Source organism: Amycolatopsis sp. cmx-11-51, from assembly GCF_047608665.1.
Classification (GTDB): Bacteria; Actinomycetota; Actinomycetes; order Mycobacteriales; family Pseudonocardiaceae; genus Amycolatopsis.
The window spans coordinates 38,359-63,692 of record NZ_JADNQO010000011.1 but is presented as its reverse complement, the minus strand read 5'-3'; the positions used below and the strand labels follow the sequence as shown (position 1 = coordinate 63,692).

The window sequence follows — 25,334 nt, the reverse complement described above, 5'->3', positions numbered from 1 at the left end:
CGGAAGAGGCTCACCGACCGGTCCACTGGGGCGAACGCCCAGCCGTCCAGGCCGCATAGAACTCCCCGTGATCCTTCGCGGTCATCAGCAGGGCCTGAGTGATCGCCTCAAGTTCGATGGAACTTCCCAGGTCCATGTCCAGCTCTCGCGTCAACAGCACCTTCGTCGTGCTGTAAGCCAACGCCGGTCCGTCAGCGAGACGGCGAGCCAAAGCCGAAGCCTCGGAAGCCAGCGAGGAATCGTCAACGACCCGGGAAGCCAGCCCGATCGCCTCGGCCCGTGTGGCGTCGATCTTGTCGCCCAGCATCAGCAACTCCGTCGCCCGGCCCAGTCCGACCAGCCGCGGCAGCAGGTACGCCGAGCCCATGTCCGCCCCGGCCAGACCGACCTTCGTGAACAGGAAGGCGAACTTCGCCGAGGACGCCAGCAGCCGGAAGTCGCTGGCCAGCGCGATCACCGAACCCGCGCCCGCCGCGACGCCGTTCACCGCGGCGATCACCGGGATGGGGCATTCCCGCAGTGCTTTCACCACCGCGCCGGTCATGCGGGTGAACTCCAGCAGTTCCGCGGACTCCATCTTCCGCAGTTCGCCGATGATCTCTTCGACGTCGCCGCCGGAGCAGAACCCGCGCCCGCGGCCGGTGATGACCAGCACCCGGACGTCGCCGCGGTGCGGCAACTCGGCCAGCAGGTCGCGCAGATCCGCGTAGATGTCGAAGGTAAGCGCGTTCAGTTTTTCGGGACGGTCCAGGGTGACTGTGGCGACGCCATCGTCCACAGTGAACTCGAAGTGCTCCCAGTTCGCCGTGATCGGCGGCGTGGCGCGGAACGGGCTCATGACTGGATCCCACCTCCATCGAGGACGAGTGTCTGTCCGTTGATCGCGGCGGCTTCCGCCGCGGCGAAGAAGGCCACCGCGTGGGCGACCTCGTCGGGTTCGAGCAGGCGGCCGAGCGGGGACGCGGCGGCGAGGGCGGCTTCCGCACCGGCCTCGTCGCGGCCGGTCCGTTCCTGGATGCGGGCCACGGAGGCGGCCGTCATGTCCGTGCGCACGAAGGCGGGGCAGACTGCGTTCGCGGTGACGCCGGTGCCGGCGATCTCGGCGGCGGTCGCGCGCATCAGGCCGACGGCGGCGTGCTTCGACGCGGTGTACCCGGCCGTATAGCGGTAACCGATCTGCGCCGCCGTCGAGGCGACCGTGACGATCCGGCCGGTGTCACGGGACCGCATACCGGGCAGAACCGCCCGCGTGCACAGGAAAGCGCCGGTCGCGTTGACCTCGATCTGCGTCCGCCACTGTTCCAGCGACGTCTTCGCCAGTGGGGCACTCGCCGAGATCCCGGCGTTGTTCACCAGCACGTCCACCGGGCCGAGGCCGTCGAAGTACCGGGCGACGGCGTCCTCGTCGGTGACGTCGCAGTCGGCCCGGCCGGGGGCGTGCACCTGGTCACCCGCGGCCTGGAATCGCGCGGCGATGGCCGCGCCGATCCCGCGTGTCCCGCCGGTGACGACGACGATTCTCACTCTGCCTCCACCCGGCGCAACGTGCGCCGATCGAGTTTTCCGTTGGCGGTGCGGGGGAGTTCGGTCACGAACACCACCTCGCGCGGATATTTGTGCTTCGCCAGATGAGCCCGCGCGTGGTTCTTCAATTCTTCAGCGGTAACGGAAAAGCCCTCCGCCAGCACGACGCACGCCCGCGGGACCATCAAGCCGTCGACGGTCACCCCCAGCACCGCGCAGTCGACGACGGCGGGATGACCGATGAGGCAGTCTTCGATCTCGCTCGGCGCGACGAACACGCCGGACACCTTCAGCAGGTCGTCGACGCGGCCGTGGTGGTGGAAGTATCCGTCCGTGTCGCGGCTGAACAGGTCACCCGTGCGCAGGGTGTCGCCGTGGAACGTCCGCGCGGACTTCTCCGCGTCGCCGTAGTACTCGCGGGCGATGGACGGGCCGGTGACCTCCAGCGTGCCGATCTCGTTGTCCGGCAACGGATCACCGGTCTCATCCAGTATACGAGCGGTGTAACCGGGGACCTCGCGGCCGAGGCTGCCGACCCGCTGCGCGCCGGGCACATTGGACAGATAGATGTGGTACGCCTCCGAAGAGCCGATCCCGTCGATCACCGGGACACCGAACAGGTTGTCCCACTTGCGATGCAGCTCCGAAGGCAGCGCCTCACCGGCCGACGTCGCTAGCCGCAGCGAACTCATGTCCACTCCTGCCGCGTCCGGATGGGCGATCATCGCGCTCATCATGGTCGGCACGTTCACCAGGATCGTCGGCCGGTAGCGCTCGATCAGGGTGAATAGCAGATCGGCGGTACTGCGCTGCGGGAACACGATCCCGGACGCGCCGACACCGAACGGGAACAACGCGGTCAGATCGCGGGCGTAGCCGAAGAACAGTTTCGGCACGGCCAGCACGCGGTCGTCTTCGCGGAGTCCGAGGACGCCGAGCGCGTACCGGTCGAAGCTCTCCAGCGCGCTGCGCGCCGGGTGCACGCACGCCTTGGGAGAACCGGTGCTGCCGGTGGTGAACTTCCAGATCGCGACGTCGTCCAGCGTGGTCGGCGCGGCTTCCAGTTCGGGGGAGGCCGAAGCGACCAGCGAGGCGAACGAGTGCTCGCCGGGTTCCAGGGAAGCCTCGCCGATCACCAGCAGGTTCCGCGCCCCGGCCTCGCGCAACACGGGCAGTGTGGAGCCGTCGGCGATGACGACCGCGGCTTCGGTGTAGTTCAGGTAGTACGCGTAATCCTTGGGTTGCAGGAAGGAATAAACCTCGGCGGTGACCGCGCCGATCTTCTGCGCCGCGTACCAGACGGCCACGAACTCGATGCTGTCGTTCAGCGCCAGCAGGACCCGCTGTCCACTTCGGACACCGAGATCGCGCAGCACGTTCCCGGCCCGGTTCACCAGGGCGGCCAGCTCCGCGTAGGTCACTTCCTCGTCGCCGCACACCAGCGCCGTCCGCGCGCCGGGGAGCCGGTCGACGAAATGGGTCGCCAGGTTGAAGGTCATACCAGCTCCCGGATCGCTTCGACCAGGATGTCGGTGAGTACCGAGAAGGTCCGCTCGCCTTCTTCGGCGGTCGCCTGGGCAGGGGTTCCGCAGTAGGCCTCGGTCATCCCGGCCGAGGCGAAGTCGGTGACCCCATCGCGGGCCAGGTCGACGTGGACCGGTCGCAACTCGCGCTGAATCGTGACATCGACCAGGTCCGGCCGGTCGGCGAGCACCAGCGACGTCTCGTACTGCCCGGCGTGGCACGTGCCGGACCGGAACTCGTCGGTGAGCCGGGCCGCGTACCGGCGGCGGACGAGATCGACGAAGCCGACACCGGCGGTCTCCGCCACGCGTCGCAGCACCGCCAGATGTGCGGGCTCGAAATGGTTGTTGACCAACAGGATCTTCGGCAACCCCTGCTCGACGAGCGCGCCGCAGATGTCGGTCAGCAGCGTGTGCAGGGTGTCCTCGCCGATCGAGACGCCGCCCGCGAACCCGGCCGCGAACCGGGTCACGCCGTAGGGCACTTCGGGCAGGATCAGCACGCGCACGCCGGGGTCGCCCGCCAGCCGCGCGGCGGCGCGCTCGCACATTCCCCGTGAGATCAGGGGATCGGTGCCCAGCGGCGCGTGCGGCCCATGCGGTTCGACGGCTCCCACCGGCAGCAGCAGCACCGGAACGCGCTCACTGGACGCGAGCGCGGCCGCCTGACGCGAGCTCAGATCCGCGAAGTACGTCACTCGAATCAAGCTACACCGCAGCGGCCTGAGGTGTATAGAGTTGCCCGCATGCCCGAATCGGCCCCGCCCCACGGCGACCCAGGCCCCCAGGAACTGGTGATGACGCTGCTCGGCACCTATGTGTCGCCACGCGAGAGCCGCCGTGTCTGGTCCGGCGGCCTGGTCGGCGTGCTCGCCGGGCTGGGCTTCTCCGACGGCGCCGCGCGGATCGCGCTGGCACGGCTCGCTCGCCGCGACCTGCTCGCGAGGCACAAGGCGGGCAGGCTCGTCCACTACTCGCTGACCCGCCGCACGATCGCGCTGCTGGAGGACGGCGATCGCCGGATCTTCTCCCTCGGCCGCCGCGAACGCGAGGTCGGCCAGTGGACCGTGTTGTGGCAGAGCATCCCGGAAAGCCGCCGCCAGGCGCGGGAGCGGCTGGTGCGCCGCCTGCGTTTCCTCGGCTTCGGCCCGGTACAGGACGGCACCTGGATCGCCCCGCACGACCGCGAGGCCGAGGTGCTCACCCTGCTGGCGGAATTGGACGTCTCCGAACACGCCGGGCTGATGCTCGGCAAACCGTCGGAAGCCCTCGACGTCCGGCGGTTCGCCGGCCGGGCCTGGAACCTCGACGACCTCGCCGCGCGTTACGACGCGTTCGTCCGAGATTTCGGCGGCTGTTCAGGTGACCTGCCTGACGTCGAGGCGTTCCAGGTCCGAACCTGGTTGACGCACACCTTCCGCGCCTTCCCGTCGCTCGACCCGGAACTCCCGGTCGGGCTGGTGCCGGCTCCGCCGAGCCGGGCGGCAGCGGTCGAGCTGTTCCACGATCTTTACCGGGCGCTCGCTCCGGCGGCACAGCGCCACTTCGACGAGGTGACCGAACCATGACAGGCGACCGCGGTCGGCGCGATATCGATGGAGTGACTGAACCATGAACGACACCCAGGCCGCATTGAGTTACACGTCCTACCTTTCACTGGACGAATTACTGGACGCGCAGCATCCGAAGTCCGATGAACACGATGAATTGCTCTTCATCGTGATCCACCAAGTGTATGAACTTTGGTTCAAACAAGTTCTCCACGAGGCGCTTTACCTGCAGGAGCAGCTCGAGGCGGGTAACACCGCTCACGCCGTCCGCACACTGAGGCGGATCCTGACTATCTTCAAGGTGGTGGTCGCGCAGATCGATGTGCTCGAGACGATGACTCCGAGCCAATTCGCCAGTTTCCGTGCGCGACTCGACGCTTCGAGCGGGTTCCAGTCGGCTCAATTCCGCGTACTGGAGGCCGTCCTCGGCCGCCGGGACGAACGGGTGTTCGCGCATTACCCCGAGGGCGGTGAACAGCGTGCCGGCATCGCCGGCGCGATGTCACGGCCGTCGCTCTTCGATTCCTTCGTCACGTACCTCGCGGTGAAGGAGTACGACGTCCCGACCGGGCGCGATGTCACCAAGCCACTCGAACCCTCTCCAGCGCTCCAAGAGGTTCTACTGCGGGTTTATCGCGACGACACAGGGCCGTCGGTCGTGGCGGAGCACCTGGTCGATCTGGACGAAGGGATGCAGGAGTGGCGGTATCGGCACGTGAAGATGGTCGAGCGCACCATCGGAGACAAGACCGGGACGGGGGGTTCGTCGGGCGCGCACTACCTGCGTACGACTCTTTTCTCCCCGATGTTCCCGGACCTCTGGGCGGTGCGGAGCAAGCTTTGAGGAACCTCGACGAGCTCCGCCGCGACCCCAACGCGCTCGCGGCGCAGTACACGAAATTCGGTGTTGCGGACCGGATCCTGTTGACCGGGCACTCACACCAGGCCTGGCCTGACGTCGCGCAAGAAGGCCTTCTCGAGGCTTTCACCGACGCGGCCGAAGAGGTCGACACGAAGTGGGACAGGGCCTTCGCGAAGGCCGACGAGATGCGGGCCGGGTTCCGGGCGCTGCTCGGTGACCCGCACGGCGACATCGCGCTCGGTGCCAGCACCCACGACCTGGTGATCCGATTCCTTTCGGCGATGGACCTGCGCGGGCGTCCGCGCCTGATCACCACCGACGGGGAGTTTCACACGCTGCGCCGTCAGCTGGCGCGGCTGGCCGAGGAGGGCGTCGAGGTGGTCCGCGTCCCCTCGACTCCGGTCGCCACCCTGGCCGAACGCGTCGCGGCCGAGGTCACCGAAGACACCGCCGCGGTCCTCGTCTCGGCCGTGCTGTTCGAGACCTCCAGACTCGTACCGGGCCTGGCCCACCTCGCCGACGTCTGCCTCGCGAAGTCGGTGAATCTCGTCGTCGACGCCTACCACGCGCTCGGCGCCGTCCCGTTCGCGCTGCACGACCTCGGGCTCACCAACGCCTGGGTGCTCGGCGGCGGCTACAAGTACCTCCAGCTCGGCGAGGGCAACTGCTTCCTGCGGATGCCCGCGCACGCGCAGGAACTGCGGCCGGTCGTCACCGGCTGGTACGCCGAGTTCGGCGCGCTCGCGGACGAGCGCCGCCCCGGCCAGGTCGCGTACGCCTCCGGATCGGACAGGTTCGCCGGGGCGACCTACGACCCGACGAGCCACTACCGGGGCGCTCGCGTCTTCCGGTTCTTCGCCGAGCAAGGGCTCACGCCCGAGTTCCTGCGGGAGGTGTCACGGCACCAGGTCGGCTTCCTCGCCGAGGGGTTCGACAAGCTGGGCTTGCCAGAGGACGTCATCACGCGTGACCGGGAGGCGCCGCTGGACCGCATCGGTGGTTTCCTGTCGCTGAACTGCGCCGACGCCGGCGCGCTGCAGGCCGCCCTCGCCGAACGGGGGGTCCGGGCCGACAGTCGCGGCGCGTACCTGAGGTTCGGACCGGCGCCGTACCTGTCCGACACTCAGCTCGACTCCGCACTCCGCATCCTGGACGAAATCGTCCGCTAAGTTTGCGCTGTGGCACTGTCGCCGCCCGGATGACCTTCGCGCGGGGACCGTGCCTTGATCGAGGAACGCGCACGTCCGCCACAAGCGGCGTGCACTCCAGTGACAAGGAGTCACCACAGTGACCGAAGTGTTCGGCCAAGGTACCGGCCATGAACAGGTCGTCTTCTGCCAAGACCAGGCCACCGGCCTGAAGGCCATCATCGGGATCTACTCGACGGCGCTGGGCCCGTCGCTCGGTGGAACCCGGTTCTACCCCTACGAGTCCGAGGACGCGGCGCTCGCGGACGTCCTCGCGTTGTCGAAGGGGATGGCCTACAAGAACGCGCTCGCCGGCCTCGACCTCGGCGGCGGCAAGGCCGTCATCATCGGCGATCCCCACAAGCACAAGACCGAAGCGCTGCTTCGCGCCTTCGGCCGGTTCGTCCAGACACTGGGCGGCCGCTACATCACCGCCTGCGACGTGGGCACCTACGTGCAGGACATGGACGTCGTCGCCCGTGAATCGGAGTTCGTCACGGGCCGCTCGCCGGAGAACGGCGGCGCCGGCGACTCCTCGGTGCTCACCGCTTTCGGCACCTATCAGGGCATGCGTGCCGCCGCGGACGCCGTCTGGGGTGTCCCGGACCTCGCGGGCCGCAAGGTCGGTGTCGCCGGGGTCGGCAAGGTCGGGCACATCCTGGTCGGGCACCTGATCGAGGCGGGCGCGCAGGTGGTCATCACCGACGTCTCGCCCGCGGCGATCGAGCGCACCCGCGCGGCGTACCCCGCCGTCGAGGTGGTCGAAGACCTCGACACGCTGATCCGCACCGAACTCGATGTCTTCGCGCCGTGCGCGCTGGGCGGCGTGCTCACCGACGAGACGGTCGGCGAGCTGCGCACCAAGATCGTCTGCGGCGCGGCCAACAACCAGCTCGCGCACCCCGGAATCGACAAGCAACTCGACGACCGCGGCATCCTTTTCGCGCCGGATTACCTGGTCAACGCCGGTGGAGTGATCCAGGTCGACGACGAACGGCACGGTTTCGACTTCGCGCGGGCGAAGCGCAAGACCACGGCGATCTTCGACACCACCAAGGCGGTGTTCGCGCTGGCCAAGGCCGACGGCGTGCCCCCGGCGGCGGCCGCGGACCGGCTGGCCGAGCGGCGGATGACCGAGGTCGGCGGGCTGCGGTCGATCCTGACGGTGTAGGTCTCGCCGGGCCGAACGTGATGAACGGGACTTTCATCGCGAAATTTGCGATGAAAGTCCCGTTCATCACACGTGCGTGAGGGGACTCAGCCGCTCTTGCGACGGAAGGTGCGCTTGTTCGCGGCGGGCCCGTGGGCGTGCAGGTTCTTCCCGCCGGCGTTCTCGTGGGCCGAGCCGGAGCGGGCCTGCGCCTGCTTGCGCTCCAGCGCCTCACGGAACTTGCGCTTGTTGTCGTCCTCTTCGCCATCCGCTGGGGATGGTGCCGGTTCAGTCATTGCTACCTCCGAGGTGACGACATGTGACGATCCCAGCCTGTCAGGAACCAACCCGGTTGGCGAGTCGATTTACGTCACCTGGTCGGCGCGGGCAGCTGGACGGGGCCGTGCGGATGGTGCACGACGCGCGTCAGGTGGCGGGAACCGCCGGGCCCCCTTCAGGTCGAAGGCGTGCGGAAGGCGCTGACCTTGAACGTTGGCGGATCCTTCACGACCGTCGTCGCGATGGTCGTCGCGCGCTGAAGCCAGCGGCCGCGTTGTGCCGCTCCGGCGAGTGCGCCGGTCACCGTCGCGCCCGCGAAAACGACAGCGGCGAGACCTGTCTCGGCGGAGAATTCGAGCGCGCCCAGCGTCCCGGCGGTGAATCCCGAATGGACACTCCAGGCGATCACCGCCGTCCCGCCCGCGGCGGCCGCGGTGGTCACCACGCCGGCCACGAGCACGACGAACCCCAAGGCCGCCAGGGAAAGGCCAGGATGTCGGGCCGAACCGAGCAGACCGGCCACCGACGCCGCGGCGACGACGGAGACACAACCGAACGGGAAACCGAAGCACTCGGGATTCCTCATCCGTTCAGTCAACTCCGCGTCACCGGCCGTGTCGTGCGCGTGAACGGGTTCCCTACGCGGACGCCGAAGTTCTTGACGAAATTTTGTCGCGTCAGACCTTGCGCGCGTGCTCGATGATCGCGTCTGCGATCGCGGACCACAGCTGCCGTGGCAGTTCGTGTCCCATGCCGGGGAACAGCAGCAGTTCGGCGTCCGGGATCGCCTCCGCGGTCGCCTTCCCGCCGCTGACGTTGATCAGCGGGTCGCGCTCGCCGTGGATGACGAGCGTCGGGACGTGGACCTCGCGTAGTTTCGTCGTGCGGTCGCCCGAAGCGACGACGGCGGCCGCTTGCCGCAGCCCACCCGCCGGGTGGTTCGCGCGGTCGTGGTTACGGGCAGCCTTCATCCGCAGGAACTCGTCGTCCGAAGGGTGACCGGGCGAGCCCACGAGCTTGAACCACGCGACGCCGTCTTCGATCGCCTGCTCGCGGGTGGCGGCGGGCGGGCGCGTCAGCCCGGCGAGGGCCGACGGCTCCGGATGCCCGACCGAGGGGTCCCCGGTGGTCGACATGATCGACGTCAGGCTGAGCAGCCGCTCCGGTGAATCGATCGCGAGCTGCTGCACGATCATCCCGCCCATGGACGCGCCGACGACGTGCGCGCGCTCGAAGCCGAGCGCGTCGAACAGGCCGGTGACGTCGGACGCGAGATCGGACAGCAGGTACGGCGCCGTGTCCAGGTCACCGGCCGCGAGGGCGGCCAGGTCCGGCGCGGGAAGGTCGTCCAGATAGGACGACAGGCCGATGTCGCGGTTGTCGAACCGGACGACGTGGAACCCGCCCTCGGCGAGCAGTTCGCAGAAGCCGACCTCCCACGTGACCAGCTGGGCGCCGAGCCCCATCACCAGGACGAGTGGCGGGTTCGAGGGGGAGCCGAAGGTGTCGTATTCGAGTTCGAGGCCGTTCACACGCGCGCGGGGCATGCGCTGATCCTCCCCGGATGTCCCCCGCCGTGCCACCGGCCGAATGCGGATACGGTAGCCCGCATGCCGACTTTCTCCGAAGACGCGGGTTCCCGGCCACGGTCGCGCGCGGCTTCCGGACGGCAGGCGGTCACCAAGGAGCGGATCGTCGACGCCGCGCTGGAGCTTTCGGCCGAATCCGGCTTGGAGAACTGGACGCTGCGGCAGCTCGCGGCCGCTGTCGACGCCTATCCCGCGGTGGTCTACCACCACGTGGGCGACCGGGACACCGTCGTCGTCGCGGTGCTGGACCGGGTGGTCGGCGAATTGACCCTGCCCGACGAGACCCTGCCGTGGCGGGCCTGGTTCGACGAGTTCCTGCCCACCGTGCGGACCGTGCTGCGCCGCTATCCCGGTTCGGCGCGGCGGCTGGCCCTGTTCGGGCCGTCGGTCGCCGCGGCCGTGCCGACCATGAACACCGGTATCGGCCGCCTGCTCGCGGCAGGCTTCGGTGCCGAGTCGCCGTTCGCCTACAACTTGCTGCTCGCCACCGCCTGCCAGTTCGTCGCGATGGAGGACGACCGCGAGAGCGCGATGGCGCTGCAGCTCGACCGGTCCGAGGGGTATGCGGCGTTTCGCACCCGCGAGGACCTGCCGGGGATGGCGGCGCTGGGGGAGTCGATCGCTGCGCTGATCGCCGATCCCGATCTCGCGGCCGGCTACTACGAACGTCTCTACGCCTACGCGGTCGAGTGTTGCCTTGACGGGCTGGAGCACCGGCTCGCCCAGCTGGGGGCTCTCGAAAGTTTGACAGAGCCGTGACAGTGAATCGGCGTAGTGTGGAGGAATACCGGTGCTCGTCACCGGTCATGAAGCCCCTGGCACCCACCTCCCCCTCGAGGTGCCGGGGGCTTCTCCCCGTCAGCTTCGCGGTGCCGCCCGCTGGATCTCGGGGAAGACCTCACCGACCAGCGTGACCAGCGACTTGCTGAGCAGCGTGTGCACCTGCTCGCGATTGAGCGAACCGCGCACCAGCCATTCGCGGCCCGCCGCCTTGACCATTCCGCCGAACGCGCGGACCAGCGCGTTGAGCTCCTGCCCGTGCTCGCTTTCGCGGGAGAGACCGACCGCTTCGAGCACCCGGTCCGCCGATTCGCGATCGGCCTCCTCGAGGATCCGTTCGACTTCGAGGTCCCTGCCGATGCCCTCGGGCGCGATCGCGGCCAGCCACATCTTTTCCTGGCTGGTGACCATGTCCAGGAACCAGTCGATGGCGACGTCGGCGCGCAGATCGAGCGGGCCCTCCGGCAGGATCTCGACCGCGAGCCGCGGCACGGTCAGCGCCCGCCGGATGATCTCCAGGTAGAGTTCGCGCTTGGTGCCGAAGTAATGGTTGATCAGACCCCTGGCCACCCCGGCCTCCGCCGCGATGTCCGATGTGGACACTTCCGAGTACGGACGGGCCCCGAAAAGGCGGGCCGCGCAGGCGAAGATCTGTTCCTTACGCTCGTCCGGTTCCAGTCTCCGCCATCTCGGCGCCGGCTCGGTGGTCATACGCCCAATCTTCCCACGATCGATTCAGTCCGGCTGGACGGTCACGGAAGTCCTTTCGTCATCTGAAAGCGCTGTGACATTCAAAAGCAAAGTGTCAGTTAATCCGGCGTGTACCGTCCGTTGGCCCGCTGGTCTTTACCGTCTTCTTTCAGGTGGCATGCCGTGCGCGCTGTCGGGGCGCGTTTGCCTCCTACCGGCCCGGCCTGGCGAGTAACCCCCCCTAGCTCGCCAGGCCCGGGCCTTCTTCGCAGGGTGAGGGACGCTCGGCGGGCAGGAGCAGTGTGAACGTCGTCGGCGACGGGCTGGTCAGCCGCAGACGTCCGCCTTCCGCCTCGGACAGGCTCCGCGCCAGCCGCAGCCCGATCCCGTGGCCCGCCCGCTCCTCGGACTCGTCCCCGGTCACGAACGGATCGTGCCCGTCCGGGATGGCGCCCTCGTCGCTCACGTCGATGGCCAGCGCGTCCCCGGCGTCGCGAGCGAGGACGGTGACCGTGCCGCGTCCGTGCGTCGCCGCGTTGTCCAGGAGTACGGCGAGAACCTGCCGCACGGCCGCGTCCGCCGCCCGCGCCGGCAGGGCCTCGCGTCCGCTGATCCGCAGCGCCCGGCCGCGTCCGGCGAGCAGGCCGTGCCAGGTCTGGCGGACCTCCTCGAAAAGTTTGCCCAGGTCCAGCAGGGCGCGCGGGGCCCTGGTCTGTTTGGCCAGCGCCAGCAGGTCGTCGATGGTGCGTTCCAGCCGGTCGGCCGAAGCGATTCCGTCGCGGATCGTCGCGTAGGGGTCGCGATCGGGGCTCTCGAGTGCCGCCTCCAGTTGCAGGCGCAGCCCGGTCAACGGCGTCCGCAGCTGGTGAGAGGCATCGGAGGAGAAAGTGCGCTCCCGTTCCAGCGTCTCGCCGATCCGGGCGGAGGTGACGTCGAGCGCTTCGGCGACCTGATCGATCTCGCGGACCCCGGTGCGGCGAGCGCGCACGGTGAAGTCACCCTCGCCGAGACGTTCGGCGGAGACGGCCAGATCCTCCAGCGGCCGCGCCAGCCGGGTGGCGATCCGGCGCCCGATCAGCCAGCTCGCCCCGATCGCGATGGCGGCGAGCCCGGCCATCTTCAGCCAGGTCAGCCGGATCCTGGCGTCCAGTTCGGACCGGGGATGGGCGGCGCGGATCACCCCGACCAGCGACGGTCCGCTGAGTACCGGGATGGCGAGGACCACTTCGTCACCGAGTAGCCCGGTCGCCATGTCGGTCCGGCGCGCTTCGAGCACGAACGCGTCGGCGGTGGCCGGCCCGTCGCCGGTCATGAGCCTGCCGGTCGGGGTGTAGACCGCGACCTTGATGCCGTGGATCCGGTCTTCGCCCTCGCCGGGCACGACGGGCCTGAGCTCCGGGACCCGTCCGTTGGCGAGTTCACCGGTCACGGCGAGGGCGACGGTGTCGGCGGCGCGTTCGAGGTCGTACGTGGACATGCTCTCGTGGAACCTCGCGACCGCGACGGCCAGCGGCACTCCGAAGAGGGTGATCGCCAGCACCGCGGCCAGCACGGTGAGGGTGACGATCCGGCGGCGCACGGACAGAGTGTGGCCGACAAGGGCGAGGATCACCCACCCGACGCGATATTTTGCCGTCCGTTGACCTGAGATCAAGGCGATGTTGACCCCGTTCGCTCTACCTTGGGGCCATGCGCCGACGTGCCGCCGTCCTGGCAGGCCCGGGGCCCGGATCCGTCCCCCTCGTCCGGTACGCCGTCCCGGGCGAGTGTGTGGCCGTGCTGCCCGCCGGAAGTGGCGACGCCCCGGTGGTCGCCGCCGGCGTCGGCGTGCTGCTCAGGCGCGGGAACCTCTTCGGTCATCTCACCGTGGCGCAGAATGTCCTGCTGGCGGGACGGCTCTCCACCCGCCGCGCCCCCGAAAACGCCGCTGACCTGCTTGAACTGGCCGGGCTGGCCGCACGCGGCGACGCCTATCCGGATACGTTGTCCGCACTGGAGGGCGCGCGGGCCGGGGTCGCCGTCGCACTGGCCGGTGCGCCCGAGGTCGTCTTCGCCGACGAACCGGCGGGCGAACTCGACGGGCTCGCCGCCCTCGAACTCATGGACCTGTTGTGCGCCGTCGCGCGCCGGGGGACGGCCGTCGTCGTGGCGACCCGTGATCCCGACATCGCGGCGGCCGCGCACCGGATCGTGAGAGTGGCGTGACGGCACCGCTGGTCCGCACCGACGAACTGGCGCACACCTACGGCACCGGACTGACCGCGGTGGTGGCCGTGCACGGCGTCAGCTGCGCCATCGGCGCGCGGACCCGCGCGGTGGTGACCGGCAGGGCCGGAGCCGGGAAGACCACGTTGCTGCATCTGCTCGCCGGGATGAAGAAGCCGACGGCGGGCACCATCGACTGGCCCGCGTTCGGACCGTCGCCGCCGGGCCCCGACCTGATCGGGCTGATGCTGCAGGACGGCGGGCTGCTGCGCGATCTCGACGTCCGGCTCAACGTCGCACTGCCGCTGGTCCTCGCGGGCCGGACCGGCACCGCGGTCCGCGACGCCGTCGACGGCGCGCTGGAACTGGTGGGTCTCGCCGGTTTCGCCAAGAAGGCGCCTCGTGACCTGACCGGTGAGCAGATCCGGCTGGCCATCCTGGCCAGGGCGCTCGCGCCCGAGCCGAAACTGATCCTCGCCGACGACCCGGCGGGCTGGCTGGACCGGCGGTCCGGGGAACGGCTGCTGGGCAGGCTCGTGCAGGCGGCGGACCGGCTGGCCGCCGGGCTGCTGGTGGCCACGGCCGAGCAGGCACCGGCAGGGCTGTTCGGCGAGAGCTGGGCGATGGTCGACGGGAAGCTGGTGCGGGACCTGTGATCGCGGCGATGGCGTTGTGGGTCGGCGGGATCGCGCGAGTGCGCCCCGCCAGGCTCGGCGTGCCCGCGGCCGGGGTCGCGATCGTGATCACGCTGCTCGCGGTGCACGGCTGGGCCGGGCATCCGGCCCCGCCGTGGGTACCCGCGACAGTGCTCGTGGTGCTGCTGGCCGCCCCTTCGGAGCGTTCGTTGCGGGCGGACCAGGACCTGCTTCGCGCCCGCGGCGCGACCGGTGGACAGGTACTCGGACTGGCCTCCGCCGAAGCCGCGGTCTCCGGGCTGACCGGTGGCGTGGCCGGGGTCGTGCTGTCGCTGGCGGGTGGCTTCCTGACCGGAACCGGCGTATCGCTCACCTGGGAAATCGTTCTCTTGCTGCTGGCCGGGCCGCTCGTCGCGGCCCTCGCCGTGCTGCCGCCGGTGCTGCGCGAGTGGTATTTCGTCCCCGCCGACGACGGGCCGCCGTGGTGGTCGCCCTACGGTCTCGACTTCATCCTGCTCGCGCTCGCCTTTCTCTGGCCGCTGCTCGGCTGGGCCGGCGGCACGATGCTGTTGTGGCGGCTGGTGGAGCTGGGACTGCGTAAGGGAAAGCGGGCGATCGGCGGGGTGCTCAGGCCGTTGGTCTCCGGGCTCGCGGGTGTCCTCGCGCTGTCCATTTCGTGGCGGAGTGCGCTGCTGGCGCGGTCGGTGTCACTGGTCGCGCTGGCGGTGGCCTTCGCGATCGCGTCCGCGCTCACCAGGGACGGCTGCACGGCGGCCACGGTGGACAAGGTGGCGTCACTCGTGCTCGCCGCGGCCGCGGCCGGGCCGTCGTTCGGGCTGGCGCTCAACGAACGCCGCCGTGACCTGCTGATCGTCAGCACCCTCGGCGGGAAACGCCGCCAGGTGGCGACGTTCATCGCGGGCGACGCGCTGATCGTCGGCGGCGGTGGCCTGATCGCCGGACACCTGCTGGGCGTGCTGTTCGTCCTCTTCACGCCGGCGGAATGGGAATCCTTTCCCCACGGGTACTTCGGGATGCTGGGGGCGGTGGTGATCGTGTCGTGCGTGGTGGCGTCGGCGTGGATCGCGCAACTCGCCGCCCGCGACGAGGTCTCCGACCTCCGCGACTACTGAGGTATGTCTCGTGACTGGACGGGCATCACACGTGATTGAGCGGGCATCACCCGTGATGTCCATCCAGTCACGGGTGATGCCCGTCCGATCACGTCTCGAAGGGTTGTTCGAGGCGGTAGCCGTGGCCGCGCAGCGTCGAAATCCGCGGCGCCTGCTCGGGCGTGGGCGCCGATTCGGTCAGTTTCCGCCGCAGCGCGGCGATGTGGACGTCCAGGGTCTTGGTGGAGCCGTACCAGTGCGCGTCCCACACCTCCGACATCAGGGTGTCCCGGCTGACCGCGACACCCGGCTGCTCGGCGAGCCGCGCGAGCAGGTCGAACTCCTTGGCCCGCAACGAGATCTCCCGTCCGCCGACACTGACCCGGCGTCCGGCGGTGTCCACCCGCAGACTCCCGATGGCGATCGCGGGCCTGCTTTCCGGCGGGGCCGTCCCGCGCCGCAGGTGCGCCCGCACTCTCGCGAGCAGTTCGCCGAGGCGGATGGGTTTGGTGAGGTAGTCGTCGGCCCCGGCCTCCAGGCCCACGACGACGTCCATTTCCTCCTGCCTGGCGGTCAGGATGACCAGAACGGCGCCGGGGAGTTCCGCGCGCAGCCGACGGCAGACCTCGACCCCGTCCAGATCCGGCAGACCGAGGTCGAGCAGGACGAAATCGATGTCGCCGTCCGCTGCCGCCGTGAGCGCGGTGCGGCCGTCGCGTTTCCAGGAGACCTCGTAACCGTGCAGGCGGAGGGTCGATTCGAGGACGCCGCCGATCGCGTCGTCGTCTTCCACCACCAGCAGTTTCGGCATGCGGGGGAGCTTAACCGTTGAACGCTGTTCTTTTCGGCCAAGACGTTACGAACGCCACCCTTTCTGTAACAGGGCGCTAACGGTTGCCTGTGCGCTTCCGGCTGTACGTCCATAAAGGACAGAGGGCGGCGAGGGCGAGGCACAGCCAGGCGAACACGTCGCCGATCGAGCCGTACACGGTCTGTGTTCGCGGCTGTACCGGCAGATCCGCGAGGAGCGTCTGCTGATCGGTCCGGGCGTGGTCGGCGTTCCCGAGTACCCGGCCCTGACCGTCCACGGCTGTGGAATTTCCGTGCGTGGAGTGCCGGAAGATCGAGTAACCGTTTTCCACCGCGCGGAACACCGCCTTTTCCGCGTGCAGTGAGCCGAATCCCGGCCAATCGTTGGCGGGGACGAGCATCAGCGCGGTCCCCTTGTCCGCGGCCTGTCGCATCAGGCCGGGGTAATCCGCGTCGTAGCAGATGACCGTCGCGAGCCGCCCGTACGGCGAATCCGCGGTGGGCACGACGCCGGGGCCGGGAGTCATCGGTTCCATCGGCGTCGGATGTGCCTTGTCGTAGGTCCACGACACCTCGCCGGCCGGCCCGACGAGCACGGCCACATTCCGGATGTGGGGAGCCTGCGCGGTGTAGAGCGCGTAGGCGAGTTCTACGTGGATACCCGCCTGCTTCGCCTCGGTGCCGACCCGCTCCAGCAACGCGGCCTGGTCTCGCTCCAGCACTCTGGCATGGGTTTCCGGCCAGACCACGATCTTCGCCCCCGCCGACGCCAGCTGTCGTGTCCTGGTCACGAGATCATCGGTGATCGGCGCGAAGGCGGCACCGACCGCGACCGGGTCGGCCGCGTTGACTTCTTCGGCACGCCAATACTTCACGCCGATCCGCTCCAGTGCGTCGGAACTTGCCCGGTCCGCGTCGGATGATGGACTGATCCCCGCGATCCGCACCGTCTGTGTCGTGGGCGCGTCGAACAGCAAGCGCGCGCCACCGGCGGCGAACACCAGGCCCAGCAGGCAAACGTGGACGAGGACCGTGCGCCTGACCCGCGGCCACCCTTCCGCCCAACCGGTGTTCACCACCGAGGCGAACCACGCGAGGACGAAGGTGAGGCCGTACACGCCAGTCACCGACGCGGCCTGGAGCAGCGGCAGATTCCCGGACTGGGTGCTGCCGAGCGCACCGAAGTCCCCGAATCCGGTGATGAGGGTGAAGAGGTACTCGCCTGCCACCAGTGTCGCCGGGAACACCAGGGTCCTCAGCGGTCCGGCGCGTTCGGCGAGCAGGCGGTCGGCCACGAACGCGGTCGTCTGCAGCAGGACCAGCAGGGTGAAGGCGAGCAGCGCCGGCAGCACGAAGATCAGCCCGGTGACACCGAGCCAGAAAAGTTGCCCGATCAGCAGGGAGAGCCCGACCATCAGGGCCGCGCGCCGGATGGGCGCCCGCCGCGCGTAGCGGAGCAGGAAGACCGGGAATACCCACGCGGCGAAGGGAACGTTCCAGTCGGTGTGGACGGCGAGCAGGAGCAGCGCTGTGCCCAGCCACCAGAGCAGCCGTTGATTCATACCGCGAACGGTAGGAAATCGCGGCTGCCCCGGCAGCCCACCTTGGGCAGCGGTGACCCTTACTTTCGTCAGGAAACGTGGTCGCGATACGCCCTGACGGTCTCCGCGAGGACCTCGCCGCCGGGACGCCGCCAGAGATCGGCGTCGAACACCTCGACCTCGATCGGCCCGGTGTACCCGGCGGCCTCGACACACGTCTTCAGCCGCCGGTGGTCGATCGGGCCGTCACCGGGCAGCGCGCGGCCGAGCAGGGTGTCGGTCAGGGGCACCTTCTGGTCGCAGACGTGGAATCCGGCGATCCGCCCGGTCGCCGCGGCGATCGACTCCTCGATCCGCGGGTCCCACCACACGTGGAACTCGTCGACGATCACGCCGACCTGGTCGGCCGGATGCTCCAGCGCGATCGCCAGCGCCTGATCCACAGTGGACAGAACCGAACGTTCGGCGCACTGCATGGGATGCAGGGGTTCCAGGCCAAGACGGACCCCGCGCTCACCGGCGTAGGGCGCCAACTCGCCGACCGCGTCGGCGACGCGCTGCCTCGACGTCGCGAGGTCACCGTTCACCCCGCCGACGACGAGTACGAGAACGTCCGCGCCCAGCGCGGCCGCTTCGTCGATCGCCTCGCGGGTCTGCGCGACACCATCCACAGGGGACCCTTCCGGGGTGATCCCGGTGAAGAAACCGCCGCGGCACAACGACGACACGCCGACGTCGTACTCCTTGAGCAGCCGGGCCGTCTCCTCGACGCCGGTCTCGGCGACCTTGTCCCGCCACAGGCCGATCCAGCGGACGCCCGCCTTGGCGCAGCCCGCGACGGCTTCCGGCAGCGACCACGCCTTGGTAGTGATCTGGTTGAGGCTCAAGCGGTCCATCAGGCCACCCCCGCCGCGGCCAGCAGCGGCCGCATCCGCGCGACGGCGAGATCCGGGTCGGTGAGCGCCCCGGCGGTGTCCGCCAGGCGCAGCAGTTCGGCCAGATGCGTGATGGACCGGGCCGACTCGCGGCCCGCGACCATCCGGAAGTGATCCTGGTGCCCGTTGAGATAGGCGAGGAAGACGACGCCGGTCTTGTAGTTCCTCGTGGGGGCGCGGAAGATCGCCCGGCTGAGCGCCACCGTCGGGTCCAGCAGGTCGTGGAATCCGGCCGTGTCGTCTTCGTCGAGCCGCGCGAGCGCGGCGCCGGCGACCTGGGCGACGGCGTCGAAGATACCCAGAAGTGCTTCACTGTGGCCCTGCTCGTCCCCGGCGATCAGTTCCGGGTAGTTGAAGTCGTCGCCGGTATAGCACACGACGCCTTCGGGCAGCGCGCGGCGGAACTCGGTCTCGATCGACGCGTCGAGCACCGAAACCTTGACGCCCGCGATCGCGCCGGCGTGGTCGGTGCAGAGCCTGCCCAGTTCCTTGGCGGCCTCACGGACGTCGCCGTGGCCCCAGTAGCCCGCGAGTGCCGGGTCGAACTGCTCGCCCAGCCAATGCAGCAGGACCGGACGGTCCGCGCCGGAGAGCAGTTTCCCGTACGCGGCGTGGTAATCCTCGGGGCCGGACGCCGAAGCGGCCAGTGCCCGGCTGGCCATCACGACCGGGATCGCCCCGGCCTCGCCGACCAGGTCCAGCTGCTCACGCCAGGCGTCCACAATGGACGCCGCGGTGGCGTCGCCGCCGGGGAGCTGGTCGGTGCCGACCCCGGCGACCCACGGCCGCCCGTCGGCGAGCGCGCCGGTGCGCCGGATGAGGTCCTGGATCCTGCCCCAGTCCAAGCCCATCCCGCGTTGCGCGGTGTCCATCGCCTCGGCCACGCCGAGACCGCAGGACCACAGGTGCTCGCGGAAGGCGAGTGTCGTGTCCCAGTCCAGGACCGCGCCTTCTTCGGGATCGGCGGCGGCGAGCGGGTCGGCCACCACGTGTGCGGCCGCGTAGGCGATCCGGGAGGTCGGAGGTGATGCCGGTTTCGCGGGCGTTTCCGCCCCTCGCGGCGTCCACTCCACCAGTCCGCCGTCGGCGGTGGGCAGGGCGATCAAGGTCATCGGGTCTCCGTGGCGCGGGGTTGAGAAAGCGCTTTCTCGTGCCACGGTAAGTCACCTCATGGGCCGCACACAAGGGTTTCAGCGAGGGCGAGCGGCGGTGCTGAGGCGCAGGACGACCTCGCCGGACATCCGCACGACTCGAGGCCGCGTGCCGGGGGAGGCCTTGAGTGCCAGGTCCATGGCCCGTTCACCCAGCTTTTCCAGCGGCAGCGCGACCGTGCTCAGCGACGGCGTGAGATCGCGCACTACCGGGATGTCGTCGAAACCGGCGATCGACATTTCACCGGGCACGGAGACCCCGGCGTCGCGCAGTGCCGCCATCGCGCCGATCGCCATCACGTCGGTCACCGCGAACACACACGTCGGCCACTGCTTCCGCGGCCGGGCGAGGACCTTCTCCATCGCCTCGTAGCCCCCGTCGCGGGTGAACGCCGCCTCGGCGACATCGTCCTCGTGGAGTTCGACGCCGTGCTCCCGCAGTTCCGCCGCGAAACCGTCGAGCCTGTCGACGACCGTGGTCAGGCTCCTCGGCCCGGTGAGTACGGCGAACCGCCGGTGTCCCAGGTCCAGCAGTGCCTTCGCCAGTTCGGCGCCGCCGCCCCGGTTGTCGGGTTGCACGGTGTCCACTTTGAGCCCCCGGTGCCTGCTGACCGCGGCGACGTGGCCGCCGCCGCGCCGGTACGGCTCGAGTTCGGCGGCCATCGCCTTCTCCCACGTCTTGTCCTCGAAGGCGGAGCCGATCAACAGGATCGCCGACGCGCGCTGGGCGCGCAGCGTGGAGACGTAGGCGACCTCCTTGGCCGGGTCGCGGAACGTACTCGCCAGCATCACCAGGAGGTCGTTCTCACTCGCGACGCGCATGATGCCGCCCGCGATGGCGGCGAAGTACGGGTCGCCGACGTCGTGGCAGATCACCCCGACGGTCGGCTGTGAGCCACCGGCCAGCGCCTGAGCGTGCGCGTTGGGGGTGTAGGAGAGGTCGGCCGCCGCGGCGATCACCCGTTCGCGGAGATCCCCCCGGACGGTGGCGGTGCCGTTGAGGACGCGGGACGCGGTCGCGAGCGACACGTCCGCGGTACGCGCCACATCTTCCAGCGTCACGTGGGGGCGGGCCTTCATCGATCCTCCAAGCTGACGTTTGGGGCATAGTGGCGGATATGCTCGGCCTTTACCCGGAAATCGAACCTTACGTCCAAGGGATGTTGCCTGTCGGTGACGGCAATGAGATCTATTGGGAGGAATGCGGCGACCCCGCGGGCAAACCCGTGATCTTCCTCCACGGTGGCCCCGGAAGCGGGGCGAACGCGAGACATCGCAGACTGTTCGATCCCGAGCGGTATCGGATAGTTCTTTTCGATCAGCGCGGCTGCGGGCGCAGCACGCCGAACTGCGCCACTCCGGACGCGGATCTCTCGGTCAACACGACCTGGCACCTCGTCGCCGACATCGAACGGTTGCGCGAGCATCTCGATATCGAACACTGGATGGTCTTCGGCGGTTCGTGGGGGAGTGTGCTCGGGCTGACCTACGCGGAAACGCATCCCGGGCGGGTCACCGAACTCGTCCTCCGCGGTGTGGCCACGTTGCGGGTGAAGGAACTGCAATGGCTCTTCGGCGGGGGAGCGGCGTTCCTCTTCCCCGAGGCGTGGGCGCGTTTCCTGGCCCCGGTGCCGTTTCCGCGCCGCCAGGAGAACTTGATCGAGGTGTATCACGAACTGCTGCACCATCCGGACCCGGCGGTGCACGAGCCCGCCGCGATCGCGTGGAGCCGCTGGGAGGGCGAAACGGTCAAACTGCGCCCGCAGGAGGAAGTGATCGACGCGTTCAGCGATCCTTCGTTCGCCCTCGCGATCGCGAGGATCGAGAACCACTACTTCCGGCACGGCGGCTGGCTGGCCGAGGATCAGCTGCTCCGCGAGGCCGGGAAGCTCCGGGGCATTCCCAGCGTTCTGGTCCAGGGACGCTACGACGTGGTCACCCCGGCCATCACCGCCTGGGAGCTCAGCCAGGTACTGCCCGGCGCGGAACTGGTGATGGTCGGCGACTCGGGTCACGCGTTCGACGAACCCGGCACCCTGCACGAGTTGATCAGCACGACCGACCGGTTCGCGTCAAACTGAGTGCGCCGGTACACCCAGGACGAGGAGAGGAACGCAGACATGCTTTTCGGTGACGAGCACGTCCGTCGCTACGAAGAGACCGATGGCGAGGTGGGCCACGACTGGGAGAAGGGCGCCCCCTGTCTCATCCTCACCACCAAGGGCCGCAAGACCGGCGAGGACCGCAAGTTCGCGCTGATCTACCAGTTCGACGACGAGAACAACCCGGTCATCGTGGCGTCGAAGGGCGGTGCGCCGGAGGACCCGGGCTGGTACAAGAACCTGCAGGCGAACCCCGAGGTCAAGGCCCAGGTCAAGGCCGACAAGTTCACCGCGCGGGCCCGCACCATCGAAGGTGAGGAGCGCGCGAAGCTGTGGGAGAAGCTGGCCGCCGTCTGGCCGGACTACAACGAGTACGCGAAGAAGACCGACCGTGAGATCCCCGTGGTGGTCCTCGAACGCGTGTGATCCGCGCCGCGTTCACGCGTGGTTTCAGCCGAAGAGGAGCGGGTTCGGCTACGAATTACGTCCATGGTGCTGAGACCCCGTGAACGCTGGACCGCGCTCACCCCCGTTTCGGGTGACTTGCTCACGTTTCGCCGGATGATCGCCTTCGGCCGGCGCTTCGCCCGCGCCGGCCGGGGGTTCTGGTTCAGCCTCGCGATCAACCTCGTGTGGCCGTTCCTGGTGCTGTTCACCCGGTTCCGGGTACGCGGCGGCGAGCACCTGCCCGCCACGGGTGGCTTCCTGGTGGCGTCGAACCACCTCTCGTTCGCCGATCCGACGACGGTGACGGCGTACTGCCTCGCGCACGGCCGTGTGCCGCGCTACCTGGCCAAGGCGAGCCTGTGGGGCGCGCCGGTCGTCGGCTCGGTGATGCGTTCGGGCAAGCACATCCCGGTCCACCGCGGGGCGCCCACGGCGTCGGGCGCGTACCGCGACGCCGTCAGTGCCGTGCGTGAGGGCGAATGCGTCGTCATCTTCCCGGAGGCGACCTTCACGGATCACCCGGACGGGTGGCCCATGCGCGGCAAGACCGGGATCGCGCGGATCGCGCTGGAGACCGGTGCCCCGGTGGTCCCGCTGGCGAACTGGGGCACGCACCATCTGCTGCCGTCCGACGCCGTGCTGCCACGAGGATTCCCCCGCAAGACGGTGAACCTGGTCGCGGGTCCTCCGGTCGACCTTTCGGACCTCGTGACGCCTTCGCCGTCGCGTGAGGTGCTTGAGGAGGTGACCGAGCGGATCATGGCTGCGGTGACCGACCTGCTGGTCGAGATCCGGGGCTCGCGGCCGCCCGCTTGAGTAGGCAGTCTCACCCTTCGGACCGTCCCGGTGAAGAGTAGGTTTCGAGGTATGAGTGCACACTATGACGTCGTTGTCCTGGGGGCCGGTGTCGGCGGGTACGTGGCGGCGATCCGGGCATCGCAACTGGGGCTGAGCGCGGCGGTCGTGGAGGAGAAATACTGGGGCGGGGTCTGCCTGAACGTCGGCTGTATCCCCTCGAAGGCACTGCTGCGTAACGCCGAACTCGCGCACATCGTGACCAAAGAGGCGAAAACCTTCGGGATCCAGGTCGAGGGTCAGGTCACCTTCGACTACCAGGCCGCCTTCGACCGCAGCCGCAAGGTCGCGGACGGTCGCGTCAAGGGCGTGCACTTCCTGATGAAGAAGAACAAGATCACCGAGTACGACGGGCACGGCACGTTCCTCGACGCCAACACCATCGAGGTCAACGGCGAGCGGATCACCTTCGACAATTGCGTGATCGCCACCGGTGCCAGCGCGCGCCTGCTGCCGGGCACCACGCGCAGCGACCGCGTGGTCACCTACGAACAGCAGATCATGGAAAACGAGCTGCCGGAAAGCATCGTCATCGCCGGCGCGGGCGCGATCGGCGTCGAATTCGCCTACGTGCTGCACAACTACGGCGTGAAGGTGACCATCGTCGAATACCTCGACCGTATCGTCCCGCTCGAAGACGCCGAGGTCTCCGCCGAACTCGCGCGCCGCTACCGGAAGCTCGGCATCGAGGTGCTGACCTCCACCAAGGTCGAAACGATCGACGACACCGGCGAGCAGGTCCTGGTCACCGTGTCGAAGAACGGCGAGCAACGCGTCCTGGAAGCGGACAAGGTGTTGCAGGCCATCGGTTTCCAGCCGAGGATCGAAGGATACGGTCTGGACAAGACCGGCGTGGAACTGACCGAGCGCGGCGCCATCGCCATCGACTCGCGCGGCCGCACCAACGTCCCGCACCTCTTCGCGATCGGCGACGTCACCGCGAAACTGATGCTCGCGCACGCGTCGGAGTCCATGGGTGTCGTCGCCGCCGAGACCATCGCGGGCGCCGAGACCATGGAACTCGACTTCGTGATGATCCCGCGCGCGACCTACTGCCAGCCGCAGATCGCCAGCTTCGGCTGGACCGAGGAACAGGCCCGCGAAAAGGGCTTCGACGTCCAGGTGGCGAAGTTCCCCTTCTCCGCCAACGGAAAAGCGCACGGACTCGGCGAGGCCGTCGGTTTCGTGAAGATCCTCAGCGACGCTACGCACGGCGAGTTGCTGGGCGCGCACCTGATCGGTCCTGAGGTGACCGAACTGCTGCCGGAACTGACTTTGGCGCAGCAGTGGGACCTTACGGTGCACGAGATTTCGCGGAACGTGCACGCTCACCCGACTTTGGGGGAAGCGGTGAAGGAAGCTGTGCACGGGCTGGCGGGACACATGATCAACATGTAGTGCCCCTCGTGAGCGGTAAGGGCGGTTGCGGCATGGGCGAGCGGGGAAGATTCAGGACGTTCAACCCAGATCGACCCGCTCCTCGATCAGCTCACCCAGACCGACGCTTTCGGCCAGCCGCATCACCGGCACGATCCCCGCGCATGACACGAGATTCTCTTCATCGAACCTCACCGACACCGCGCCGGCACTATGAGACAATCGCATCCAGCAGATGCCCTCTCGCTCAGTGGATCATTTTCCTTCGCAAGAACAATCATCCCAAGCCAGAGGGCATCTGCGCGCCCACGACACGACAAACCAACAACATCCGACGGTGGATCCAGGTTCGACGTCCTGAATCTTCCCCGCTCAGCCGTGTCGGGGTTGATCAGCGGAGGATCGGGACGTTGAGTGTCCCCGATCTTCCGTTGACCAAGGTCCGGACCGGAGTAGCCTCGCGACGATGTAGGAATTGGGACACTGGACGTCCCAATTCCTACATCGTCAGCTCTCGGGCAGGTAGGCAATGCCAGTGTCAGGTCCGTCCGCACGCGACACGCATGCCAACTCGCGACCCGCCGGACCCAACGCCCTCCCTCTTGCCGACCAAGCAAGTAGTCGACTACTTGCGGGGGAGCTAAAGGGTGTGGGTGGCGATCAGTTGGCCGATCGCCCGGATGTCCGAGCCCCGGAACTCCAGTCGTACGTTTCCCAGCCCGCTGAACCAAAGGTCCAGCTCGGCGTCCAGGTCGAAGGTGCCCGCGGTTTCGATCGAGAACGCCTGGATCCGGTTGTAGGGCAGCGAAGTGAAGTCCTTCTTCTTGCCCGTCATGCCCTGGACGTTCACCGCGATCAGCCGCTTGTTCGTGAACACCACGAAGTCGCGCACCGCCTTGAACGACGAGATGATCTCTTCCCCGGGGATGATGATCGGCTGCACCGTCGGCGCGATGTCCTTCGGTTTGCACGGCGTGAGCTTGAAGACGGTGTCCTTGGAGAAGTCAATCATGCTTCCCACAGTACGGAA

27 protein-coding genes are annotated in these 25,334 nt (G+C 68.7%); 12 read left to right on the top strand and 15 right to left on the bottom strand.

The annotated features are described in order from the left end of the window. Positions 1-10: 10 nt before the first annotated feature. The 4 genes from ACM6LU_RS29390 to ACM6LU_RS29375 are packed head-to-tail and all read right to left on the bottom strand — an operon-like array spanning position 11 to position 3,745. Positions 11-838, bottom strand: coding sequence for an enoyl-CoA hydratase family protein (locus ACM6LU_RS29390; RefSeq protein ID WP_414941040.1), 828 nt, complete (start codon positions 836-838; stop codon positions 11-13). Beyond that, the gene (locus tag ACM6LU_RS29385) at positions 835-1,524 is read right to left on the bottom strand and encodes an SDR family NAD(P)-dependent oxidoreductase (RefSeq protein ID WP_414941039.1); all 690 of its coding nucleotides are present in this window, start codon (positions 1,522-1,524) and stop codon (positions 835-837) included. Before ACM6LU_RS29385 ends, ACM6LU_RS29390 begins: the two co-directional genes overlap by 4 nt. Continuing rightward, entirely contained in the window at positions 1,521-3,023 is a 1,503-nt protein-coding gene (locus tag ACM6LU_RS29380; protein WP_414941038.1) for a benzoate-CoA ligase family protein, read from the bottom strand. The genes ACM6LU_RS29385 and ACM6LU_RS29380 overlap by 4 nt, the downstream gene beginning before the upstream one ends. Further along, positions 3,020-3,745 carry a creatininase family protein gene (locus tag ACM6LU_RS29375; protein WP_414941037.1) on the bottom strand — a complete coding sequence of 242 codons (726 nt, stop codon included), beginning with the start codon at positions 3,743-3,745 and terminating at the stop codon, positions 3,020-3,022. Before ACM6LU_RS29375 ends, ACM6LU_RS29380 begins: the two co-directional genes overlap by 4 nt. A gap of 48 nt (positions 3,746-3,793) precedes the next feature. Here ACM6LU_RS29375 and ACM6LU_RS29370 point away from each other — a divergent pair, with 48 nt between their 5' ends. From ACM6LU_RS29370 to ACM6LU_RS29355, 4 genes are all read left to right on the top strand, one after another. Next, positions 3,794-4,615 (top strand): PaaX family transcriptional regulator C-terminal domain-containing protein, encoded by an 822-nt coding sequence (locus ACM6LU_RS29370; RefSeq protein WP_414941036.1) that lies wholly within the window; start codon positions 3,794-3,796, stop codon positions 4,613-4,615. Positions 4,616-4,658: 43 nt separating this feature from the next. Continuing rightward, positions 4,659-5,441, top strand: a complete 783-nt coding sequence (locus ACM6LU_RS29365) for a tryptophan 2,3-dioxygenase (protein ID WP_414941035.1) — start codon at positions 4,659-4,661, stop codon at positions 5,439-5,441. Then, on the top strand, positions 5,438-6,628 hold the full coding sequence (locus ACM6LU_RS29360; protein ID WP_414941033.1) for a kynureninase: 1,191 nt from the start codon (positions 5,438-5,440) through the stop codon (positions 6,626-6,628). Before ACM6LU_RS29365 ends, ACM6LU_RS29360 begins: the two co-directional genes overlap by 4 nt. 118 nt (positions 6,629-6,746) lie before the next feature. Then, positions 6,747-7,817 (top strand): Glu/Leu/Phe/Val family dehydrogenase, encoded by a 1,071-nt coding sequence (locus ACM6LU_RS29355; RefSeq protein ID WP_414941032.1) that lies wholly within the window; start codon positions 6,747-6,749, stop codon positions 7,815-7,817. 86 nt (positions 7,818-7,903) lie between these two features. Here the strand turns inward: ACM6LU_RS29355 and ACM6LU_RS29350 are convergent, their stop codons facing one another. The 3 genes from ACM6LU_RS29350 to ACM6LU_RS29340 all read right to left on the bottom strand — a co-directional run bounded on the left by ACM6LU_RS29350 (position 7,904) and on the right by ACM6LU_RS29340 (position 9,622). Continuing rightward, on the bottom strand, positions 7,904-8,092 hold the full coding sequence (locus ACM6LU_RS29350; RefSeq protein WP_414941031.1) for a DUF5302 domain-containing protein: 189 nt from the start codon (positions 8,090-8,092) through the stop codon (positions 7,904-7,906). Between the two features lie 158 nt (positions 8,093-8,250). Further along, positions 8,251-8,661 carry a hypothetical protein gene (locus tag ACM6LU_RS29345; RefSeq protein ID WP_414941030.1) on the bottom strand — a complete coding sequence of 137 codons (411 nt, stop codon included), beginning with the start codon at positions 8,659-8,661 and terminating at the stop codon, positions 8,251-8,253. Between the two features lie 91 nt (positions 8,662-8,752). After that, complete coding sequence (locus ACM6LU_RS29340; protein ID WP_414941029.1) at positions 8,753-9,622, bottom strand: alpha/beta fold hydrolase; 870 nt, start codon at positions 9,620-9,622, stop codon at positions 8,753-8,755. A 63-nt stretch (positions 9,623-9,685) separates the two neighbouring features. On the opposite strand from ACM6LU_RS29340, the gene ACM6LU_RS29335 reads away from it, so the two are divergent. Beyond that, complete coding sequence (locus ACM6LU_RS29335) at positions 9,686-10,423, top strand: TetR/AcrR family transcriptional regulator (RefSeq protein WP_414941028.1); 738 nt, start codon at positions 9,686-9,688, stop codon at positions 10,421-10,423. Between the two features lie 99 nt (positions 10,424-10,522). On the opposite strand, the gene ACM6LU_RS29330 is transcribed toward ACM6LU_RS29335, so the two are convergent. Both ACM6LU_RS29330 and ACM6LU_RS29325 read right to left on the bottom strand, forming a co-directional pair. Then, entirely contained in the window at positions 10,523-11,155 is a 633-nt protein-coding gene (locus ACM6LU_RS29330; protein ID WP_414941027.1) for a TetR/AcrR family transcriptional regulator, read from the bottom strand. 220 nt (positions 11,156-11,375) lie between these two features. Next, positions 11,376-12,746, bottom strand: a complete 1,371-nt coding sequence (locus ACM6LU_RS29325) for a sensor histidine kinase (RefSeq protein ID WP_414941026.1) — start codon at positions 12,744-12,746, stop codon at positions 11,376-11,378. A gap of 77 nt (positions 12,747-12,823) precedes the next feature. On the opposite strand from ACM6LU_RS29325, the gene ACM6LU_RS29320 reads away from it, so the two are divergent. From ACM6LU_RS29320 to ACM6LU_RS29310, 3 genes are read left to right on the top strand one after another with little or no spacing between them, the layout of a single operon-like run. Then, complete coding sequence (locus ACM6LU_RS29320; protein WP_414941025.1) at positions 12,824-13,339, top strand: lipoprotein ABC transporter ATP-binding protein; 516 nt, start codon at positions 12,824-12,826, stop codon at positions 13,337-13,339. Continuing rightward, positions 13,336-13,995, top strand: a complete 660-nt coding sequence (locus ACM6LU_RS29315; protein WP_414941024.1) for an ATP-binding cassette domain-containing protein — start codon at positions 13,336-13,338, stop codon at positions 13,993-13,995. The genes ACM6LU_RS29320 and ACM6LU_RS29315 overlap by 4 nt, the downstream gene beginning before the upstream one ends. Next, a complete protein-coding gene (locus ACM6LU_RS29310; protein ID WP_414941023.1) occupies positions 13,992-15,107 on the top strand; it encodes an ABC transporter permease in 1,116 nt (371 codons plus the stop codon). The genes ACM6LU_RS29315 and ACM6LU_RS29310 overlap by 4 nt, the downstream gene beginning before the upstream one ends. An 88-nt stretch (positions 15,108-15,195) precedes the next feature. Here the strand turns inward: ACM6LU_RS29310 and ACM6LU_RS29305 are convergent, their stop codons facing one another. The 5 genes from ACM6LU_RS29305 to ACM6LU_RS29285 form a co-directional block, all read right to left on the bottom strand. Next, positions 15,196-15,897 carry a response regulator transcription factor gene (locus ACM6LU_RS29305; RefSeq protein ID WP_414941022.1) on the bottom strand — a complete coding sequence of 234 codons (702 nt, stop codon included), beginning with the start codon at positions 15,895-15,897 and terminating at the stop codon, positions 15,196-15,198. 76 nt (positions 15,898-15,973) lie between these two features. Then, positions 15,974-17,458, bottom strand: a complete 1,485-nt coding sequence (locus tag ACM6LU_RS29300) for a nitrilase-related carbon-nitrogen hydrolase (RefSeq protein WP_414941021.1) — start codon at positions 17,456-17,458, stop codon at positions 15,974-15,976. Between the two features lie 68 nt (positions 17,459-17,526). Then, entirely contained in the window at positions 17,527-18,333 is an 807-nt protein-coding gene (locus tag ACM6LU_RS29295; RefSeq protein WP_414941020.1) for a sugar phosphate isomerase/epimerase family protein, read from the bottom strand. After that, positions 18,333-19,484, bottom strand: coding sequence for a dihydrodipicolinate synthase family protein (locus ACM6LU_RS29290; RefSeq protein WP_414941019.1), 1,152 nt, complete (start codon positions 19,482-19,484; stop codon positions 18,333-18,335). Before ACM6LU_RS29290 ends, ACM6LU_RS29295 begins: the two co-directional genes overlap by 1 nt. A 78-nt stretch (positions 19,485-19,562) precedes the next feature. Beyond that, a complete protein-coding gene (locus ACM6LU_RS29285) occupies positions 19,563-20,603 on the bottom strand; it encodes a LacI family DNA-binding transcriptional regulator (protein ID WP_414941018.1) in 1,041 nt (346 codons plus the stop codon). Positions 20,604-20,641: 38 nt separating this feature from the next. Between ACM6LU_RS29285 and pip the strand changes: the two genes are divergently transcribed. The 4 genes from pip to lpdA all read left to right on the top strand — a co-directional run bounded on the left by pip (position 20,642) and on the right by lpdA (position 24,325). Further along, a complete protein-coding gene (gene pip / locus ACM6LU_RS29280) occupies positions 20,642-21,604 on the top strand; it encodes a prolyl aminopeptidase (RefSeq protein WP_414941017.1) in 963 nt (320 codons plus the stop codon). Between the two features lie 39 nt (positions 21,605-21,643). Further along, a complete protein-coding gene (locus tag ACM6LU_RS29275) occupies positions 21,644-22,051 on the top strand; it encodes a nitroreductase family deazaflavin-dependent oxidoreductase (protein WP_414941016.1) in 408 nt (135 codons plus the stop codon). 63 nt (positions 22,052-22,114) lie between these two features. Beyond that, the gene (locus tag ACM6LU_RS29270; RefSeq protein ID WP_414941014.1) at positions 22,115-22,888 is read left to right on the top strand and encodes a lysophospholipid acyltransferase family protein; all 774 of its coding nucleotides are present in this window, start codon (positions 22,115-22,117) and stop codon (positions 22,886-22,888) included. A 51-nt stretch (positions 22,889-22,939) separates the two neighbouring features. Further along, positions 22,940-24,325: a dihydrolipoyl dehydrogenase gene (gene lpdA / locus ACM6LU_RS29265; protein ID WP_414941013.1), complete on the top strand. Its 1,386-nt coding sequence runs from the start codon at positions 22,940-22,942 to the stop codon at positions 24,323-24,325. Between the two features lie 619 nt (positions 24,326-24,944). On the opposite strand, the gene ACM6LU_RS29260 is transcribed toward lpdA, so the two are convergent. Continuing rightward, complete coding sequence (locus ACM6LU_RS29260) at positions 24,945-25,316, bottom strand: PH domain-containing protein (RefSeq protein ID WP_026467493.1); 372 nt, start codon at positions 25,314-25,316, stop codon at positions 24,945-24,947. Between the last annotated feature and the right edge of the window lie 18 nt (positions 25,317-25,334).

What these genes read in the sequence shown, in the direction of transcription:
- ACM6LU_RS29390 (WP_414941040.1), bottom strand. Translation starts at nt 838, where the DNA reads ATGAGCCCGTTCCGCGCCACGCCGCCGATCACGGCGAACTGGGAGCAC.
- ACM6LU_RS29380 (WP_414941038.1), bottom strand. Translation starts at nt 3,023, where the DNA reads ATGACCTTCAACCTGGCGACCCATTTCGTCGACCGGCTCCCCGGCGCG.
- ACM6LU_RS29370 (WP_414941036.1), top strand. Translation starts at nt 3,794, where the DNA reads ATGCCCGAATCGGCCCCGCCCCACGGCGACCCAGGCCCCCAGGAACTG.
- ACM6LU_RS29365 (WP_414941035.1), top strand. Translation starts at nt 4,659, where the DNA reads ATGAACGACACCCAGGCCGCATTGAGTTACACGTCCTACCTTTCACTG.
- ACM6LU_RS29350 (WP_414941031.1), bottom strand. Translation starts at nt 8,092, where the DNA reads ATGACTGAACCGGCACCATCCCCAGCGGATGGCGAAGAGGACGACAAC.
- ACM6LU_RS29345 (WP_414941030.1), bottom strand. Translation starts at nt 8,661, where the DNA reads ATGAGGAATCCCGAGTGCTTCGGTTTCCCGTTCGGTTGTGTCTCCGTC.
- ACM6LU_RS29340 (WP_414941029.1), bottom strand. Translation starts at nt 9,622, where the DNA reads ATGCCCCGCGCGCGTGTGAACGGCCTCGAACTCGAATACGACACCTTC.
- ACM6LU_RS29335 (WP_414941028.1), top strand. Translation starts at nt 9,686, where the DNA reads ATGCCGACTTTCTCCGAAGACGCGGGTTCCCGGCCACGGTCGCGCGCG.
- ACM6LU_RS29330 (WP_414941027.1), bottom strand. Translation starts at nt 11,155, where the DNA reads ATGACCACCGAGCCGGCGCCGAGATGGCGGAGACTGGAACCGGACGAG.
- ACM6LU_RS29320 (WP_414941025.1), top strand. Translation starts at nt 12,824, where the DNA reads ATGCGCCGACGTGCCGCCGTCCTGGCAGGCCCGGGGCCCGGATCCGTC.
- ACM6LU_RS29305 (WP_414941022.1), bottom strand. Translation starts at nt 15,897, where the DNA reads ATGCCGAAACTGCTGGTGGTGGAAGACGACGACGCGATCGGCGGCGTC.
- ACM6LU_RS29300 (WP_414941021.1), bottom strand. Translation starts at nt 17,458, where the DNA reads ATGAATCAACGGCTGCTCTGGTGGCTGGGCACAGCGCTGCTCCTGCTC.
- ACM6LU_RS29295 (WP_414941020.1), bottom strand. Translation starts at nt 18,333, where the DNA reads ATGGACCGCTTGAGCCTCAACCAGATCACTACCAAGGCGTGGTCGCTG.
- ACM6LU_RS29290 (WP_414941019.1), bottom strand. Translation starts at nt 19,484, where the DNA reads ATGACCTTGATCGCCCTGCCCACCGCCGACGGCGGACTGGTGGAGTGG.
- ACM6LU_RS29285 (WP_414941018.1), bottom strand. Translation starts at nt 20,603, where the DNA reads ATGAAGGCCCGCCCCCACGTGACGCTGGAAGATGTGGCGCGTACCGCG.
- pip (WP_414941017.1), top strand. Translation starts at nt 20,642, where the DNA reads ATGCTCGGCCTTTACCCGGAAATCGAACCTTACGTCCAAGGGATGTTG.
- ACM6LU_RS29275 (WP_414941016.1), top strand. Translation starts at nt 21,644, where the DNA reads ATGCTTTTCGGTGACGAGCACGTCCGTCGCTACGAAGAGACCGATGGC.
- ACM6LU_RS29270 (WP_414941014.1), top strand. Translation starts at nt 22,115, where the DNA reads ATGGTGCTGAGACCCCGTGAACGCTGGACCGCGCTCACCCCCGTTTCG.
- lpdA (WP_414941013.1), top strand. Translation starts at nt 22,940, where the DNA reads ATGAGTGCACACTATGACGTCGTTGTCCTGGGGGCCGGTGTCGGCGGG.
- ACM6LU_RS29260 (WP_026467493.1), bottom strand. Translation starts at nt 25,316, where the DNA reads ATGATTGACTTCTCCAAGGACACCGTCTTCAAGCTCACGCCGTGCAAA.